This is a genomic window from Lujinxingia vulgaris, assembly GCF_007997005.1.
GTDB lineage: Bacteria > Myxococcota_A > Bradymonadia > Bradymonadales > Bradymonadaceae > Lujinxingia.
Map to the genome: position 1 here is coordinate 1 of NZ_VOSL01000045.1, position 15,373 is coordinate 15,373.

Genomic DNA, 15,373 nt, shown 5'->3' on the forward strand with positions numbered 1-15,373 from the left:
AGTCGGGGTCGTCGCCGGCGATGTCGCCACCCGGTGCGGCGCCCGCAGCACCCGGCGGCGCCCCGACGCCGGCGCCCCAGCCGGCCTCGCCATTTATGACCGCCGGAATGCCCGCGGTCGGACAGAAGCCTCCGGCGCCGCAGGGACGCGAGAAGATCGATCCGAACGCCGGCTTCCGTCCTCCCTCGCGCGATAGCAACGTGCTCACGATGGTGCTCTGGGGGGTCTTCGGACTGCTCGGGCTGGTGGCCGTGGCGCTGGGGCTTCATCTGGGCGGGATCATCAACTTCCCCGCGCTCGGTGGCGCCGCGTCTCCCGAGTCGGTGGCGCCTGCTCCCACACCGGCACCGACTGCCGCCGAAGCTGAAGCCGCCCCTGCCGAGGCTGCTGCCGCAGCGGCGCCCAACCCGGATCGCCGCGCCGAGGTGGACCGCATCCTCGAAGACGCCCGGGTGGATATTGAGTCCAACCGCCTGACCTCAGCGCTCGATCGTCTGGAGACCGCGCGTATGCTCGATCCCGATCGCGTTCAGATCTACGACATGAGCGCCCAGGTGCACGAGAAGCTCGGTCAGACGGACAAGGTCGAAGCCATGCGCGAACAGGCCCGTAAGCTGCGCGGTCAGGGCGGCTCGCCACCTCCCACGATGGAGTAAGGAGGTCGGCCCCGGCGCCCGCCTCCAACGACGACGATGGACGTCTCTTGCCCGCAGTGTCAGACGCTCTACGAGTTTGATGAGGCGCAGCTGCGCTCGGTGGGCTCGGTCAACCTCAAGTGCAGTCAGTGCGATCACCTCTTTCGCCTGGAGGTGCCCGATGAGCTGCGCGATGAGAGCCAGCGGCGCTGGATGGTGCGCAAAGCGTCCAGCGGCGATGTTCTTTATTTCTGGGGGTTTGACGAGCTTCACCGCTGGATTATGAACGGGGAGGTTGGGGCCCACGACGCGATCTCACGCACTGGCGAGCGCTGGAGTGAGTTGGGAGAGATCGGGGAGTTTGCGCCGATCTTTCAGGCTGTTGCCTCCATCGCCGGGCTGGGGCGAGGGGAGCGACGCGAACCTCTGGAGGATCGCGCCACGGAGAGCTTCGGTGCCGCGTCGACGCCAACGCGACCCCGACGAACGACGCAGCCTCATCACGGCGCGGTCACACCCGGTAGTGTGCCGGCTCCGAAGGCGCATCCGACGCCGATGCGCGCGGCGCAGACCACACCGAGCAAGCCTCAGTCCCGGGAGGTGACGAGCCCGTCGTCGGGGACTCCCAGGCTCAACCTGGACGCGGAGCGTTTTGGAGCAGCGGGGTCGCCCGACCCCACCCCGCCCCCATCCCCCGGACGCGCGCCGCATCTGACCCCGGTCGGGCCCGATGAGGATGACTGGTCCCTGGGTGACTTGAGCGTGACGCAGTCCGGCTCGCAGACGGTCGTGGCGCCGGAGCGGCGTCCTCGTCGCTCGCGCGGCCCACTCCTGGTCACCGTGCTGGCGTTGCTGCTCATCGGCGGGGCGACGGGGGCGTGGTACGTCGGGATGTTGGATGGCTTGATGGCGGGCAGTGAGGCTGCAGACAGCTCCGCGTCGACTTCTGAAGCGCAGTCTTTCGCTGAGGCTGACGAGCCCGCGATGATGCCCGAAGAAGGGGCCCGCGAACACGTGATTGCGGCGCGCGAGGTGGCGCGTCGGGCGGCGCTCTTACCGGTCTGGGAGGCGGCGGTGGGCGCCGCGGCGCAGGAAGTTGGTGCGGCGAGCGAGCGGAGCGAGCGAGCTGCGCAGAAGTCGCAAGCCCCGGATATTGAGGACGTGTTGGCCTCGGCGCGCCGTGCTCTGCAGCGCGGTGACGCGCAGAGCGCTCGCGCGCGCTACCATCGCGCCATTGAGCTCGATGAGAGCAACCCGGAGGCCATCACCGGCCTGGGGTGGGCGCTGCTGGAGTTAGGCTCGCTCGACTCGTCGGTCGCGCAGTTTCGCCGCGCCATCTACCGCGACGCGACCTACGGAGACGCGTACATCGGGCTCGGTCGCGCGGAGCGCGACCGGGGCAATATCGGGGCAGCTGTGGAGGCCTACCAGACCTACCTGGCGCGTCTTCCGAACGGGCCGCAGGCTTCCATTGCGCGTTTTCAGAGCGAGCAACTCCGGCGCTCCAGCGGCCTTGAGTGAGTCGATGGTGCGGGTGGTTTTTTGAATGAAATCCAGGGGTTGGGTCAGGCGGGTTGTCCCAGCGCGAAGCGCTCCAGGACCTCGTAGCGCGGGCCATCATGGCGCAGGTGGGACTCATAAAGTACGAGATCTTTGATGTAGCTCTTGCCGAAGCTCAACTCGTCGTAGCGCCCGAAGAGCTCGCTGAGGTCAGGGTTGGCGCGTGACTTCAGCCGACCCAGGGTGATGTGGGGCAAGAACTCGCGCGGGTCGGCGGCGACACCGATCTCCTGAAGATCGCGCTCAAGCGCCTGCTGCAGAAGTCCCAGCACCTCGGCGCTCTTGGCGTCGAGGCCCGCCCATAAGATGCGAGGCTGGTCGGGTCGGGGAAAGGCCCCGAAGCCCCGGCACTCGACCTCAAAAGGAAAGAGGGGCTCGGCCAGACGGCTCACCGTGCTCTCGAGCATCGAGACCAGGTCGCCGGGGGTGTCACCCAGAAACTTCAGGGTGAGGTGGATGTTCTCGGCCTCGGTCCAGCGCACGCTGAGGTCGTCGCCGAAGGCGCCGCGCAGGCGGCCCTGAAGTTCATCCTGGAAGAGCACCAGGCGTTCCACCACGTTGATCGAGAGGTCTACGGCTATGAAGAGGCGTCGCATCATGGGGCACGTCGGCCTGGGCAAAAGAAGCGGAGCGAGGAGGAGAGGTTATCGACGATCGGCCGAGCGCTGACAAGCCGGGGCTCAGGGAGCGGCGGGCACGCCGGCGTCGACGTCGGCCGGGTTAAAGGGGCCGCGCACCGCATGCGATTCCAGTCGACCTTCGAGGTGCCAGAGCAGCAGCGCCATCGTGGTGTAGACCGACGCGGTGCGGATCTCGTCGCGGGTGCGACCCGGGTAGTGCGCGCGCTTATGGAAGGTGCCCTGCGGGGTGTGCAGGCCGAAGTCGACCGTGCCCACTGGTTTATCATTGCTTCCGCCGGAGGGGCCGGCCACGCCGCTGATGGCCAGGCCGTAAGGGGCGCCGGCGGCGCGCGCGGCACCCAGGGCCATCTGGCAGACCACCGCCGCGCTCACGGCACCCTCACTGGCGAGGGTTGCTGCGTTGACGCCTACAAGATCGATCTTGGCCTGGTTGGCGTAGGTCAGAAAGCCTCGCTCAAACCAGGCGGAGCTGCCCGGGGTTTTGGTGAGCGCGCCGCCGAGAAGACCTCCGGTGCAGGACTCGGCCACCGCGACGGTGGCGTTTTGCTCGATGAGCCTGCGACCGACGCGGGCGAAAAAGTTTTCATCGCCCTCGGCCACCAGCCAGGGCCCGATGCGGGCGTCGATGAAGTCGACAAGCTGCGAGAGCGCGCCCTCGTCTGGCGCCTTCAACGAGACCTCAATCACCGGGTAGCTCGCCCGGTAGCCCACCCGACCGCCGAGCTGCTGCGCCAGCGGCTCAATGCCCTCGACCATCGTCTCAAGCTTCGACTCGCCAAGCCCATAGTAGCGCCGGCGTGCGCTGGCGCGCGGCGCGTCCTGGTCCGGGGTGAGCTCGCTCAAAAGGTAGCGCTGCACAAACCACTGAAACTCCCGGGGGACGCCCGGAAAAAAGAAGGTGGCGCAGCCCCGGTGATCGACGCGAAACCCCGGCGCGGTGCCGACCTCGGTGGCAAGGATGGTGGCGCGGGAGGGGAACGCACACTGACGGCGGTTGTTGTCGGTGAGCGTGTAGCCGCGCTCTCGGGCGCGCTCCTCAAGCCGTTGCAGGCTCGGAGCGTCCTCCCGCAGCACATCCTGGCTCCATGTCGCAGCCGCCTCCCGGGTGCGATCATCGGCGGTCGGTCCCAGCCCTCCGCTGACCACGATCACATCGCAGGAGCTCAGCGCATCGAGCGCCTGAATGATGCGATCTTCGTCGTCGCGCACGATGCGAAGCTCGCGGACCTGAAAGAGGCGATCTTCGCCGAGGCTCATCACATGACGGCCGTTCTTGTCGCTGACGCGCCCGTCGAGCAGCTCGTCGCCGATGCACAGTATGCCCACGTGCTTGATCATCTCAGACTCCATTCATCGTGCCGATGCTGCCTGCCGGGGGGGCGTGCTTGACGCTCTTCTCGCACCTCTTTTAGAGTTGGCACCGGATTGTCTCAAGTGGATTTGTTGGGTTGCCTGTTTGCGGGCTTCGAGGTCGCTGATGCCCGAAGAGTTCGGGACGTACCAACTTCATCGTAAGATCGCTCAGGGGGGCATGGCCGAGGTCTTTGAGGCGCGCGCCCTCGGGGAGATCGGCGGGTTTAGTCGGCCGGTGGCGATCAAGCGCATGTTTCCGCACCTGGTCGACCGCGACGACATCATCACGATGTTCATCGATGAGGCGCGCATCGCCTCGCGTTTGCTGCATCCTAACATCGTGCAGATCTACGATCTGGGGGTGGTTGACGGGGCCTTCTACCTGGCGATGGAGCTGGTGGAAGGGCTCGATCTTCGCCGCGTCTGCGAGCTGGGGGTCAAACAGGACTTCTTTTTACCCCGCGAGCTGGCCGTACGCATCATCGCCGACGTGGCCAGCGGGCTTCATTATGCGCACACCCGCTGCGACGACCAGGGGCGGCCGATGCGGGTGGTCCACCGCGATATCTCGCCACAGAACGTGCTTCTGAGCGTGCAGGGCGGCGTCAAGATCTGTGACTTCGGGATCGCCAAGGCCGAGAGCCGCCTCACTCACACGCGCACCGGGGAGTTCAAGGGGAAGTTCTCGTACATGAGCCCGGAGCAATTCGATGGCGGGCCGCTCGACCATCGCAGCGACATCTTCACCCTGGGGATTGTGCTCTACGAGATCACGACCGTCTCGCGCCTGTTTCGATCGCGCACCGAATACGAGACGATGCGCAAGATCACCGAGGGTGTCGTGACGCCGCCCACCGAGGTGCGCGCGGACTACCCCGAGGATCTTGAGGCGATCGTGCTGCGCGCTCTGGCCCGCGATCCTCAGGACCGTTATCAGAGCGCTGGCGAGCTGGCCGAGGCGTTGGAGGACTGGCTCTTCGAGCGGCGAGTTCGGGTGGGCGCGCGCCAGCTGGCGGACTACCTGCGGGAGCTGGAGCGTCGCGCGCAGCTGCCGGCCGATGGTGTGGACGAGGGCGGCGACGATGCCACGCGTCCGGTGACCATCTCCGAGCAGCATTTCGTGCTCGACGATGAGGATCTGGAGGTGCTCGACGATGTCGATGTGCTTGAGGAGCGCAGCCGCGCGACCTCCATCGACGCGACCTCGATCGATGTGACGACGCTGGAGCTCGGGGAGGGCGCGCGCCGCGAAGACGTTGGCGAGCAGAGCGGGGTGCCGGTGGTGGAGGTGCGCCGGGTTGAAGCGCGCGGGCCAGGGGCCCCCACGTACGGGGAAGCCGCAGGCGCGTCGATGGACGAGACGCTCGTCGATCTGCGCGTCGACGACGATCTCGGGGCGATCGATGACGACGCCACCGCCGGTGTGCAGGTTCGGGTGGAGGCGCTTGCCGAGCACGACGCGCGCCGGTTTTCGAGCGGCTTTGGGCGGCAGGGGGCTGCCGAAGCGTCGAACGACACACCTGGTTCGGAGCAACCTCTGGCGCCTGCAGCCTCATCGGCCTCGGGGGGCGACGACGACTCCTTCTGGCGCAAGATCCCCGATCTTGATGTAGGCTCGCAGAGCGGCCCGTCGCCCTGGGCTCCGCCTGCGCCGTCGGTGGCGGCGACCGCGGCGATGCCCACGATCGAGGCTGAGCGCGCCGGTGCGTCGCGCCCGATGTGGATGTGGGGAGCGCTAGGGGCGCTGATTCTTGTGGCGGGGCTGGCGGCGCTGCTCTGGCCGGGGGGCGATGGCAGCGAGGCGCTCGAAGAGGCGCCGGCGTTGCAGGCCCAACCTCGCCAGATGGCAACCTTGAGCATCGTCACGGAGCCCCCGGGGGCGCGGGTGATCGCCAATGGCGTGCGCCTCGACGGCGCCACACCGCTTCAGGCCGAGCTTGAGGACGGTCCGACCCACGACCTCTGGGTGGTGGCCGAAGGGTACCGGCCGGTGCGCCTTGAGGCGAGCGCCGGCGCGCTGCTGGAGCCGATTGTGCTGGAGCGATCTGTGGGCGGCGCACGGGCCCCGCTGAGCTTTGAGAGCACGCCGCCCGGCGCGGTGATCTACCTTAACGGGGAGCGGGTGGGGATCACCCCGCTGCGCCTGGAGAACGCGGTGGTTGAGGGGCTCACCCATGTGCAGCTGGAGCTCGCCGGCCACAAGCCTCATGTGGCCTGGGTGCAACCTTTGGCCGATCAGCATCACCGGGTCGAAGGCATGCTCGCCAGCCAGGAGGCCACTCAGGTGATTGTGCGGGTGAGCAGTCGGCCGCGCAGCAGCCGCGTGATGCTCGATGGTGCATCTGTTGGGACGACGCCGCTCGACGAGGTCGTGGCCGCCGCGGGCATCGGGCGGGTGGAGATCAGTGCGCATGAGCGGCGGCAGCAGAGCTTTGGCCTGGACTTCAACGCGGTGGGAAGCGTGCATATCGACACCGCGCTTCAACCTCTGGAAAGCGGTCAGGGCACCCTGAGCTTGAGCGTCTCGCCAGCGGCGGCGATCTACATCGAAGGGCGCTCCTTTGGGGCCGGACCCATCGACGGGCTGGAGCTTGAGGCCGGCTCCCACACCCTGGTCTTTGAGACGATCGAGGGGCGCCGCCTGCGCGCCGCGGTCGAGATTGAGGCCGATACCCATCTGGCGATCGACGCCACGCTGCAAGGCGATCAGGTCGAGCTTCGGCCGCGCTGAGCGCCCGCCGGGCGCTCTTTTTTCGTAAATGAACAAAAAAATGGGGGGTCGGACGCAAACTCCGTTCACGGGCTTCGATAATAGAACAAGCCCGCTGACCCGACGTGAACAGGAGACGTGCCGATGACCGACCCCATATCAGGCGCCATGGCCTCCCAGGCCGCCCAGATGATCCAGGAGAGCGCCGCCACCGAGGGCGCGCAGCCCTCCGGGAAGAGCTTCGCCGAGGTGCTCCAGCAGGGGCCTCCCCAGGTGGAGCAGACCCCGGAGGTGACACCGGTGGAGGCCGCCGAGCAGGTCGCCGAGCCGGCCGCGCTGGACACCTACATCGAGGGAATCCTCGGCGATGAGAGCCGCATCAGCGAGCTGTTGGAGTCGAGCATGCGCGGCGACGCGCTCGGGCCCCAGGAGATGTTGCAGATGCAGGCGCTGATCTACAGCTACAGCCAGAAGGTGGAGCTGACGACCAAGGTCGTCGAGAAGGCCACCGGCGGCATCAAACAGGTGATGAACACCCAGGTCTGAGGGAGGGCGTGCATGGTGAAGCGATGGCGGTACCTGCTTATCGGAAGCGTTATGCTGTGGGCGCTGGCCTGCACCGAGCCGCTGTATCACGGGCTCGATGAGGCTCAGGCCAACGCGATGGTCGTGGAACTCAGCCGCGCCGGCTTCGGCGCGACCAAAGCGCCCGATCCGACCGACACCACCCTCTGGGTGGTCAACGTGCCGCGTGCCGAAAGGGTGCAGGCCTGGGAGCGTCTGCAGCAGGCCGGGCTCCCCCGGCCGGTACAGTCCGGGTTTGGCGACTTCTATCCGGGCGCGGGTCTTATCCCGACCTCCCAGGAGGAGCGGGTGATCCTGCAGTACGCCACCGCCCAGGAGGTGCGTACGAGCCTGCTGAAGATCGACGGGGTCATCGACGCGCACGTCCACCTGGTGCTCCCGCAGAAGGCGCGGGTGCAGCTGAGCAACGCTCCGAAAGCCGAGCCTCGAGCCAGCGTGCTGGTGCGCTGGCGCGCGCTCGAGAGTGAGGCGCCGCCTGTCAATGAGGAGGAGGTGCGCGCCCTGGTCGCCGGTGCCGTCGAAGAGCTCAAGCCGGAGGCCATTGAGGTGGTGATGACGCGCGCGATGATGGTGCCCACCGCGGAGCGCGAGGTGGTGTTTGCGGCGGTCGGTCCTCTGGTAGTGGCGCCGCAGAGCGCCTCGATGGTCAAGGCGCTGATCGTGGGGATGGCCCTGATCATCATGGGGCTCTCGGCGGGGCTTGTGGTGTTGGTGGTGCGACGTCGGCAGCAGGAGGGGCTGTGAGTGAGCTCGTGGCACTTACAGATGCAGAGCAGGGCTTTGCCGCAGCGTGGACGGCGCTGCGCGCCCGAGGTGCGGAAGACGCCGCCGGGGTCGATCCGGCGACCAGCGCCCCGCTCGCCAGGGCGCTGGCGCGCTGGCGCACCACGTCGGAGCTTGAGCCCGCGGCGTTCGATGACTCGTCAGAAGAGGGGAGCGAAGCCGGGGCCGTCTCGTATCCGGATGCCCGCGCGCTGCTTCGGCTTCGCGACGAAAGCTCGCTCTTTGAGGCCCTGACACGCATCGGTGGGTTTCTCATCGCGTCGATGCGGCCCGAGGCCCCGCTGCGCCCCTTAATGGAGTTGACCCTGGGGTTGAAGCCCGCCCTGGCGATGGAGCTTCGCGGGTGGTTGCTCAGCCCGCCCTCGCTCAGCGAGGGCTTGAGCCGCCGCGTACGCGAGAGCTACATGCGGCTGATCGGACGGCAGCGCCGCCCCGATCAGGTCGTCGAGTTTGGCCTCTACTTCGTGATGCAGCCCGCCACACTGCGACACCCCGGGCTTGCCGTTCATCTTCGCGAGAGACTTAGCGGCCGACTTCGCGCGCGTCAGAACGACTTCGAAGCCGCCGCGTTGCGCTCCAGTCAGGCCGAACTTCTCCCGGCGATTGAAGAGGTCATCGCCACGCTGTCCCGACGCCCCGCACCCGATGGTGAGACCGCCGAGATGAAGGAGGTGGATGATGCATGAGTCCGACGAGGTGCGCCCGCTCTTTAAGGCGAGCTCGGAGGTCGCGCTGGCGGTGCGACCGGTGTTTGAGCGCGCGACGATCGTGCGTCGGCGCGTGATCGCCGACCTTGAGGCGTTGGAGGAGACGGTCGCCGGGCTGCGCGCCGAGGCGGCCCGGGAGGTCGAGGAGGCAAAGGCGCAGGCAGACACCATCCGCGCTCAGGCGCTCCAGGAGGGGCAGCATCAGGCGGCCGAAGAGATGCTCGACGTGCTGGGCAAAGCGCGCGCCGAATACGATCTGCTCCTCCAGCGCGCGGAGCCCGATATGGTGCGTCTGGCGTTTCAGATCGCCTCCCGGTTGATTGGCGAGACGCTGGAGATGGCGCCGGAGCGCGTCGAGCAGATGGTCGCTCGCTCGCTAGAGCTTGTGCGTGGCAAACGCCAGGTGCTCCTGCGCGTGCACCCCGACGACCTCGCCACGCTGCGAGCCGCCGAGGCTCGCCTCTCGTATGTGGTCGGCGGCGTGCCGGTGCATCTTCAGGCCGATGAGGAGGTCGCCCGCGGCGGCTGCCTCATTGAGACCGAATCCGGACAGATCGACGCCCGGCTGCAGACGCAGCTCGATGTGCTGCAGGCCGCGCTGCTCGACGGAGGTTCCTGATGCCCCTCGAACAAGGCTCCATGCTCTCGCGCTATATGGACCGCCTGGATGCGGCCAGCCCGGTGCGCGTCACCGGTCGGGTGCAGGAGGTCACGGGGCTGGTGGTCAGGGCCAGCGTGCCCGACGCCGCGGTGGGAGACCTGGTGGAAATTCGCCTGGGCGCCCGCGGCACCATGCCAGCGGAGGTGGTGGGGTTTGAGGGGGACCTGGCCGTCTTGATGCCGCTCGGCAGCGTCGAGGGCATCGGCCCGGGCGCCGAGGTTGAGTCCACCGGCCAACCTCTGAGCATCCACTGCGGCCCGGGGCTGCTCGGCCGGGTGCTCGACGGGCTGGGACGCCCCATCGACGCCGGAGCGCCCCTGGGTGGCCCGGGCTTTGTGCGCTGGCCGATCCTGCGTGAGGCTCCCGATCCCTTTAAGCGTCGTCGCATCACCGCCCCGCTTTCGATGGGGGTTCGCGCGATCGACGGGCTGCTCACCGTGGGCAAAGGCCAGCGCGTGGGATTGTTCGCCGGCAGCGGTGTGGGAAAGTCGACCCTGATGGGGCAGATCGCGCGCGGTTGTGAGGCCGAGGTCATCGTCATCGCGCTCATTGGTGAGCGCGGCCGCGAGGTGCGCGACTTCCTCGAAGAAGTCCTTGGCGAGGAGGGCATGAAGAAGGCGGTGGTCGTTGTCGCCACCAGCGATGCGCCGAGCATGGTGCGCCTGAAGTCGGCTTTTGTGGCGACTGCGATCGCCGAATATTTTCGTGCCGAAGGCGCCGAGGTGCTCATGATGATGGACTCGGTCACCCGTTTTGCCCGCGCCCAGCGGGAGGTGGGCCTTGCCGCCGGCGAGCCGCCCGCGCGTCAGGGTTACCCCCCGAGTGTCTTCAGCATGCTTCCGCGTCTTCTGGAGCGTACCGGCAACGATGAGACCGGCTCGATCACCGCGCTCTACACCGTGCTTGTCGCCGGCGGAGATATGGAGGAGCCCATCGCCGACGAAGTCCGCGGCATCCTCGATGGGCACATCATCTTAAGCCGCAAGCTCGCCAGCCGAAGCCACTGGCCGGCGATTGACGTGCTGCCCTCGCTCTCGCGGGTGATGCGCTCGGTGACAAGCACGCAGCACGTGCAGGTCGCCGAGCGCTTTCGTCAGGTGCTGGCGACCTACGAGAGTCGGCGAGATCTCATCAGCCTGGGGGCGTATGAGTATGGGGCCGATGAGGAGGTCGATTTTGCAATCGACTGCATCGAAGAGATGGAGGCGCTGCTCAAGCAAGGGCTCGATGAGCATACAAGCCTCGATGAGACGATTGAGCGCATCAGCGATCTGTTTGCGTAAGACCCGAAAACCCATGGGGCGCTGTATCCCCCGAAACTCACAGAGGGAGGATGATCATGACCAGCGAAGCATATGAACTTCAGGTGCTTCTGGAGCTGCGCCAGGGAGAGAGAGAGCAGGCCGAGGCGGTGTTTGCCGAGGCCGTCGGCGAACTGGAGAAGGTGCGCCGACGTGTGCGCGAGGTTCAGGGTCGGTGGGAGCGGGTCGAGGCCCAACGCCGTCAGGGCGCACAGACCTTCGATGAGCGCGCTCGCCAGAAAGGCATGGCGCTCGTCGAACTTCAAAACATCGATCGCTACCTCGAAGGCCTACGCCAGCTCAGCGATGAGGCGCAGCAGGCGCTCTCCCGGGTTCAAGAAGAGGAGCAACGCGCCCAGCGTCAGGTGCACGCCGCTCAGCGCGCGATGCAGGGGGCGATCAGCGCGCTCAAGGCCGTGGAGAGTCATCATGAAGCCTGGAGCGACGAACAACGCACCCTAAGCCGCCGCAAAGCCGAGGCGCAGATGGATGAAGTGGCCACGCGTCTGTGGCGGGAGCAGCAGCCATGAGCCGCATCGATCAAGGAAGTGGCGCCGGCGCTGCCGCCTGGTCCCCGCGGGCCCATGAGGAGGTCGGCGGCCTGCGCCGGGCCATCACCGAGCATCTGCAGGAGGCGCATCTTCCGGCGGAGGTCGCCCCGATGATGGGGGAGTTTCTGGAGAAACCCGCGCTCTTCGGGGCGCCGCCACCTGCCGGACTGCAGCGGCTACAACCTCCCCCCCACGCCCCACCGCCCGGGCAGATTCGCGACGCGTTGACCCACGCCCGGAACGCCCTCTCGGCGATCGACGCGGCCAGTCCCCAGGCCGCTGCCCTGCGCGAGGTCGTCGCCATCCTCGATGAGCACCTCGCGCTTAAAGCGGAGCTGATCAGCAGGTGCGCCTCCGACGCCGCGAAGGTAGGTTAGAGCCTCCAAGCCTTGCCGCTCCGGCAAGTCGTGACGCAGTTGAGGACCTCGTGGCAGAGTCGCAGTCGACGTCGAAACTCTGGCGCTTTCGCCAGCTTATCAGCGGGCCCCAGGCCCAGGCAGCCTTTGACCTCTTGCGCGAGCGCGGTCGCGTGGAGCGCTGGGGCCACGCCGCCCGCATTCACCTGGATCGCGAGCACGATGAGCGTGTGGTTGTCCTGGAGGGGCACGTGATCCTGGGAGGTGAGATGATGTTGGCGCGCGGCGACGCCTTTGCGCCGCCGCCCCCCGAAATCGACGCGGACTTCAACGCGCTCGCCCATCAGGAGACGACGATCGTGATCCTCGAGCAGGAGGCGTTGCGCGAGAGCGTCGAGTCGCTTGTCTCAGAGCGCGTGGTGCAGGTCGGCTCGATCTTTCAGCGCCGCGAGCTCAGCGTGCCGCTGGCACCGCTGTTGCGAACCTCGGCCAGCACCCGGCTGGCGCAGACGATCCTGGAGCTCGCGGAGCGTTACGGGGAGCCCGGCCCCGACGCTCAGCGCGTCGCGCCGCCCCTCTCCTCGGCCCAGCTCGCTTCGCTCGCGGGCCTCGACCGCGCGCGCGCCCGCCAGGCCCTCACCCTTGTCGAGCGCGCCGGACTCATTCTCCGCGACCGCCGCGCCCTGCACGTGCTCGACCTCGAAGGGCTGCGGCGTTTTGCCCTGGGCTGATCGGCGATCCTTGCCCCGGCGATCCCCCCTCGTTATAACCCCGGCAACCTGTGTGGTGATCGGGGCAGCGCGTCGCGCTGCCGCGTCCTGTCCGACGAGATGCGACCCGCAGGGTCGCCGAGGAGTTAGCTGATGTTCGAAGTTCTAGTAGCGATTCATAACGTGCTTCGCTGGGTGGTGCTGATCGCCGCGTTCGCTGCGATTGGTACGGCATGGCAGGGCGTGCTCTCAAAACGCGCCTACACCCGCGGCGACCGCCTGCGCTCGGTGGCCCTGGTCGCCTCCGTGCACACCCAGCTCTTGCTGGGGCTTGCGCTCTACGGCTTGAGCCCCATCGTGCGCACCGGCCTCACCGATATGGCCAACGCGATGAGCACCCGCGGGATCCGTTTCTTTGTCGTCGAGCACATCGCCTTGATGCTCCTGGCCGTCTTCGTCATTCAGGCCGGCTCGATCGCGGCCAAGAATGCCGACGACGACGCCAAAAAACACAAGCGCGGCGCGATCTTCTACACCCTGGGGCTTCTGCTCGTGCTCGGCGGCATCCCCTGGTTCCGTCCCCTCTTCCCGGGGCTTTAAGTCTGGTACACTGCGGCACACAACCGGCACCCAGGAGGCGATGCGATGGCGATCGACATAGATAAAGTGCGGGCGATGAGCCGCTCAAAGATGCCCGGCGTCATCGCCCTGGGGATCTTCGTGATGGTGCTCGTTGGCAGCTCCATGTTTCAGGTCGACGCCAACAGCGTCGGGGTAGTGCTGCGCCTGGGCAAACTCTCGCGCTCGGTGGGGCCAGGCCTGCATTTTAAGGCGCCCCTGGGCATCGAAAAGGTCTACAAGGTGCCGGTCGAAGAGCAGCGCAAAGAGGAGTTTGGCTTTCGCACCGCGTCGGTCGGCGACACCACCCGCTACAGCACCGAGGGCTATGAGCATGAGTCGCTGATGCTCACCGGCGACCTCAACGTGGTGGAAGTGGAGTGGACGGTGCAGTACCGCATCAGTGACCCTTACCTGTACCTTTTTCGGGTGCGCGATGTGGAGCACACCCTGCGTTACATGTCGCAGGCCCTGATGCGGGAGTTTGTCGGTGACCGCACCGTCAACGAGGTGCTCACCGCCGGCCGCACCGAACTCGCCACCTCGGTGCAGGCCCGTCTCCAGGAGCTCTGCAACCACTACGAGATGGGCATCACCGTGGGCCAGGTCATCCTCCAGGATGTGACGCCTCCCGACCCGGTCAAACCTTCCTTTAACCAGGTCAACCAGGCTCAGCAGGAGATGGAGCGCATGATCAATGAGGCGCGCCGCGACTACAACGCGGTCATCCCCCGCGCCGAGGGCCGCGCCGAGCAGCAGATCCAGCAGGCCGAGGGCTACCTCATCGACCGCACCAACCGCGCTCGCGGTGAGGTCGCGCGTTTTGCCAGCCTCTACGAGGAGTACGCCAAGGCGCCCGAGATCACCCGCCAGCGCATCTACCTGGAGACCCTTGGTGAAGTGCTGCCGAAGATCAAAAACAAGGTCATCCTCGACTCCGAGGCGACCAACATGATGCCGGTGATGCAGCTCGGGGCGGGAGGCACCGTCGGTGTCGCGCCGCTCTCAAGCGCGGGAGGTCAGAAATGAGCTGGAAATCGTCGCTTATGATCGCCGGCGCCATCATCGCGCTGATCCTGCTCAGCAGCGCCACTGTTGTGGTCGATGAGAACGAGCAGGTCGTCATCACCCAGTTTGGAAAACCCGTTGGCGAGGCGCTCACCGAGCCGGGGCTCTATTACAAGACGCCCTTTATCCAGAGCGAGCATCGCTTCGAGAAGCGCTTTCTGGAGTGGAACGGAAACCGCAACCAGATTCCCACGCGCGATAAGCGATTTGTGTGGGTGGACACGTACGCGCGCTGGCGCATCGTCGACCCCTTGCGCTTCTACCAGCGTGTCCGCGACGAGCGCGGCGCCAAATCTCGCCTCGACGACATCATCGACGGGGCGACCCGCGATGCGGTGGCCAACCACGACTTAATCGAGCTTGTGCGCTCGACCAACCGCGTGCCCCTGGTCGACGAAGATCTTCAGCAGGACGACGGCGAAGACCTGGCGGTGGGGCTTGCGCCCATCGTGCACGGTCGCAGCAAGATCATGTCGGATATCCTGGAGCAGTCCGCCGAGCTCGCCGCCGATCTGGGGGTGGAGGTGCTCGACGTGCGCTTTAAGCGCATCAACTACAACGAAGATGTGCAGAGCCGGGTCTACGAGCGCATGATCGCCGAGCGCTTCCGCATCGCCGAAAAGTACCGATCCCAGGGGCAGGGCGAAGCCGCCAGCATCAGCGGGGAGCGCGACCGCGAGCTCAGGCGCATCGAGTCCGAGGCGTTTCGAAAGGCCGAGGAGATCCGCGGTCGCGCCGACGCCGAAGCCGCCGCGATCTACGCGGAGGCTTACACCGTCGATCCGGAGTTCTACCGCTTTCTGCGTACGATGGAGAGCTACGAGGACGTCATCGGCAGCGACTCGGTGCTCATGCTCACCACCGAGAGCGAGTTTCTGGAGTACCTGAAGTCATCGCAATAATCGTTATGAGGCAGCTGCTCGACATCTTCCGGCGCACGGGGCGGCCACGATGACGCACCTCCCCATTGACGATGTGATGGGCCAGATCGTGGCCGCGCTCGGCGCGCACCCGGGCGTGGTGATTGAGGCGCCGCCCGGCGCCGGCAAGAGCACGCGCGTGCCTCCGGCGCTGCTCGACGCCGGGCTGGCCGGCGGTCGCCAGATCGTGATGCTGGAGCCGCGCCGTGTGGCC

General features: G+C 66.9%; 17 protein-coding genes. 15 read left to right on the forward strand and 2 right to left on the reverse strand.

All coding sequences use genetic code 11. The annotated features are described in order from the left end of the window. Positions 1 to 656: tetratricopeptide repeat protein (locus FRC96_RS22035; RefSeq protein ID WP_230470101.1), on the forward strand; the 656-nt coding region annotated here is incomplete at its 5' end. 36 nt (positions 657 to 692) lie between these two features. Beyond that, positions 693 to 2,156 carry a zinc-ribbon domain-containing protein gene (locus FRC96_RS10235; protein ID WP_146974400.1) on the forward strand — a complete coding sequence of 488 codons (1,464 nt, stop codon included), beginning with the start codon at positions 693 to 695 and terminating at the stop codon, positions 2,154 to 2,156. 44 nt (positions 2,157 to 2,200) lie between these two features. Here the strand turns inward: FRC96_RS10235 and thpR are convergent, their stop codons facing one another. Together thpR and FRC96_RS10245 are read right to left on the reverse strand one after the other, a co-directional pair. After that, positions 2,201 to 2,791: an RNA 2',3'-cyclic phosphodiesterase gene (thpR, locus tag FRC96_RS10240; RefSeq protein ID WP_230470102.1), complete on the reverse strand. Its 591-nt coding sequence runs from the start codon at positions 2,789 to 2,791 to the stop codon at positions 2,201 to 2,203. An 84-nt stretch (positions 2,792 to 2,875) separates the two neighbouring features. Continuing rightward, positions 2,876 to 4,174, reverse strand: a complete 1,299-nt coding sequence (locus tag FRC96_RS10245; RefSeq protein ID WP_230470103.1) for a CinA family nicotinamide mononucleotide deamidase-related protein — start codon at positions 4,172 to 4,174, stop codon at positions 2,876 to 2,878. Positions 4,175 to 4,313: 139 nt separating this feature from the next. On the opposite strand from FRC96_RS10245, the gene FRC96_RS10250 reads away from it, so the two are divergent. From FRC96_RS10250 to FRC96_RS10310, 13 genes are all read left to right on the forward strand, one after another. After that, positions 4,314 to 6,920, forward strand: a complete 2,607-nt coding sequence (locus FRC96_RS10250; protein WP_230470104.1) for a serine/threonine-protein kinase — start codon at positions 4,314 to 4,316, stop codon at positions 6,918 to 6,920. Between the two features lie 123 nt (positions 6,921 to 7,043). Continuing rightward, positions 7,044 to 7,445 carry a hypothetical protein gene (locus FRC96_RS10255; protein ID WP_146974404.1) on the forward strand — a complete coding sequence of 134 codons (402 nt, stop codon included), beginning with the start codon at positions 7,044 to 7,046 and terminating at the stop codon, positions 7,443 to 7,445. Positions 7,446 to 7,457: 12 nt separating this feature from the next. Continuing rightward, positions 7,458 to 8,228 carry a hypothetical protein gene (locus tag FRC96_RS10260; protein WP_146974405.1) on the forward strand — a complete coding sequence of 257 codons (771 nt, stop codon included), beginning with the start codon at positions 7,458 to 7,460 and terminating at the stop codon, positions 8,226 to 8,228. Then, positions 8,225 to 8,953, forward strand: a complete 729-nt coding sequence (locus tag FRC96_RS10265; protein ID WP_146974406.1) for a hypothetical protein — start codon at positions 8,225 to 8,227, stop codon at positions 8,951 to 8,953. Before FRC96_RS10260 ends, FRC96_RS10265 begins: the two co-directional genes overlap by 4 nt. Continuing rightward, positions 8,946 to 9,593, forward strand: a complete 648-nt coding sequence (locus FRC96_RS10270; RefSeq protein WP_146974407.1) for a FliH/SctL family protein — start codon at positions 8,946 to 8,948, stop codon at positions 9,591 to 9,593. Before FRC96_RS10265 ends, FRC96_RS10270 begins: the two co-directional genes overlap by 8 nt. After that, a complete protein-coding gene (gene sctN, locus FRC96_RS10275) occupies positions 9,593 to 10,918 on the forward strand; it encodes a type III secretion system ATPase SctN (protein WP_283808920.1) in 1,326 nt (441 codons plus the stop codon). The genes FRC96_RS10270 and sctN overlap by 1 nt, the downstream gene beginning before the upstream one ends. 56 nt (positions 10,919 to 10,974) lie before the next feature. After that, on the forward strand, positions 10,975 to 11,466 hold the full coding sequence (locus tag FRC96_RS10280) for a flagellar FliJ family protein (protein WP_230470105.1): 492 nt from the start codon (positions 10,975 to 10,977) through the stop codon (positions 11,464 to 11,466). Next, a complete protein-coding gene (locus tag FRC96_RS10285; protein ID WP_146974409.1) occupies positions 11,463 to 11,864 on the forward strand; it encodes a hypothetical protein in 402 nt (133 codons plus the stop codon). The genes FRC96_RS10280 and FRC96_RS10285 overlap by 4 nt, the downstream gene beginning before the upstream one ends. Before the next feature lie 50 nt (positions 11,865 to 11,914). Further along, complete coding sequence (locus tag FRC96_RS10290; RefSeq protein ID WP_146974410.1) at positions 11,915 to 12,574, forward strand: helix-turn-helix domain-containing protein; 660 nt, start codon at positions 11,915 to 11,917, stop codon at positions 12,572 to 12,574. Positions 12,575 to 12,706: 132 nt separating this feature from the next. Then, entirely contained in the window at positions 12,707 to 13,153 is a 447-nt protein-coding gene (locus tag FRC96_RS10295; RefSeq protein WP_146974411.1) for a hypothetical protein, read from the forward strand. A 45-nt stretch (positions 13,154 to 13,198) separates the two neighbouring features. Next, a complete protein-coding gene (gene hflK / locus FRC96_RS10300) occupies positions 13,199 to 14,200 on the forward strand; it encodes an FtsH protease activity modulator HflK (protein WP_146974412.1) in 1,002 nt (333 codons plus the stop codon). Next, positions 14,197 to 15,141 (forward strand): protease modulator HflC, encoded by a 945-nt coding sequence (gene hflC / locus FRC96_RS10305; RefSeq protein WP_146974413.1) that lies wholly within the window; start codon positions 14,197 to 14,199, stop codon positions 15,139 to 15,141. The genes hflK and hflC overlap by 4 nt, the downstream gene beginning before the upstream one ends. 49 nt (positions 15,142 to 15,190) lie before the next feature. Next, positions 15,191 to 15,373: hypothetical protein (locus FRC96_RS10310; RefSeq protein ID WP_146974414.1), on the forward strand; the 183-nt coding region annotated here is incomplete at its 3' end.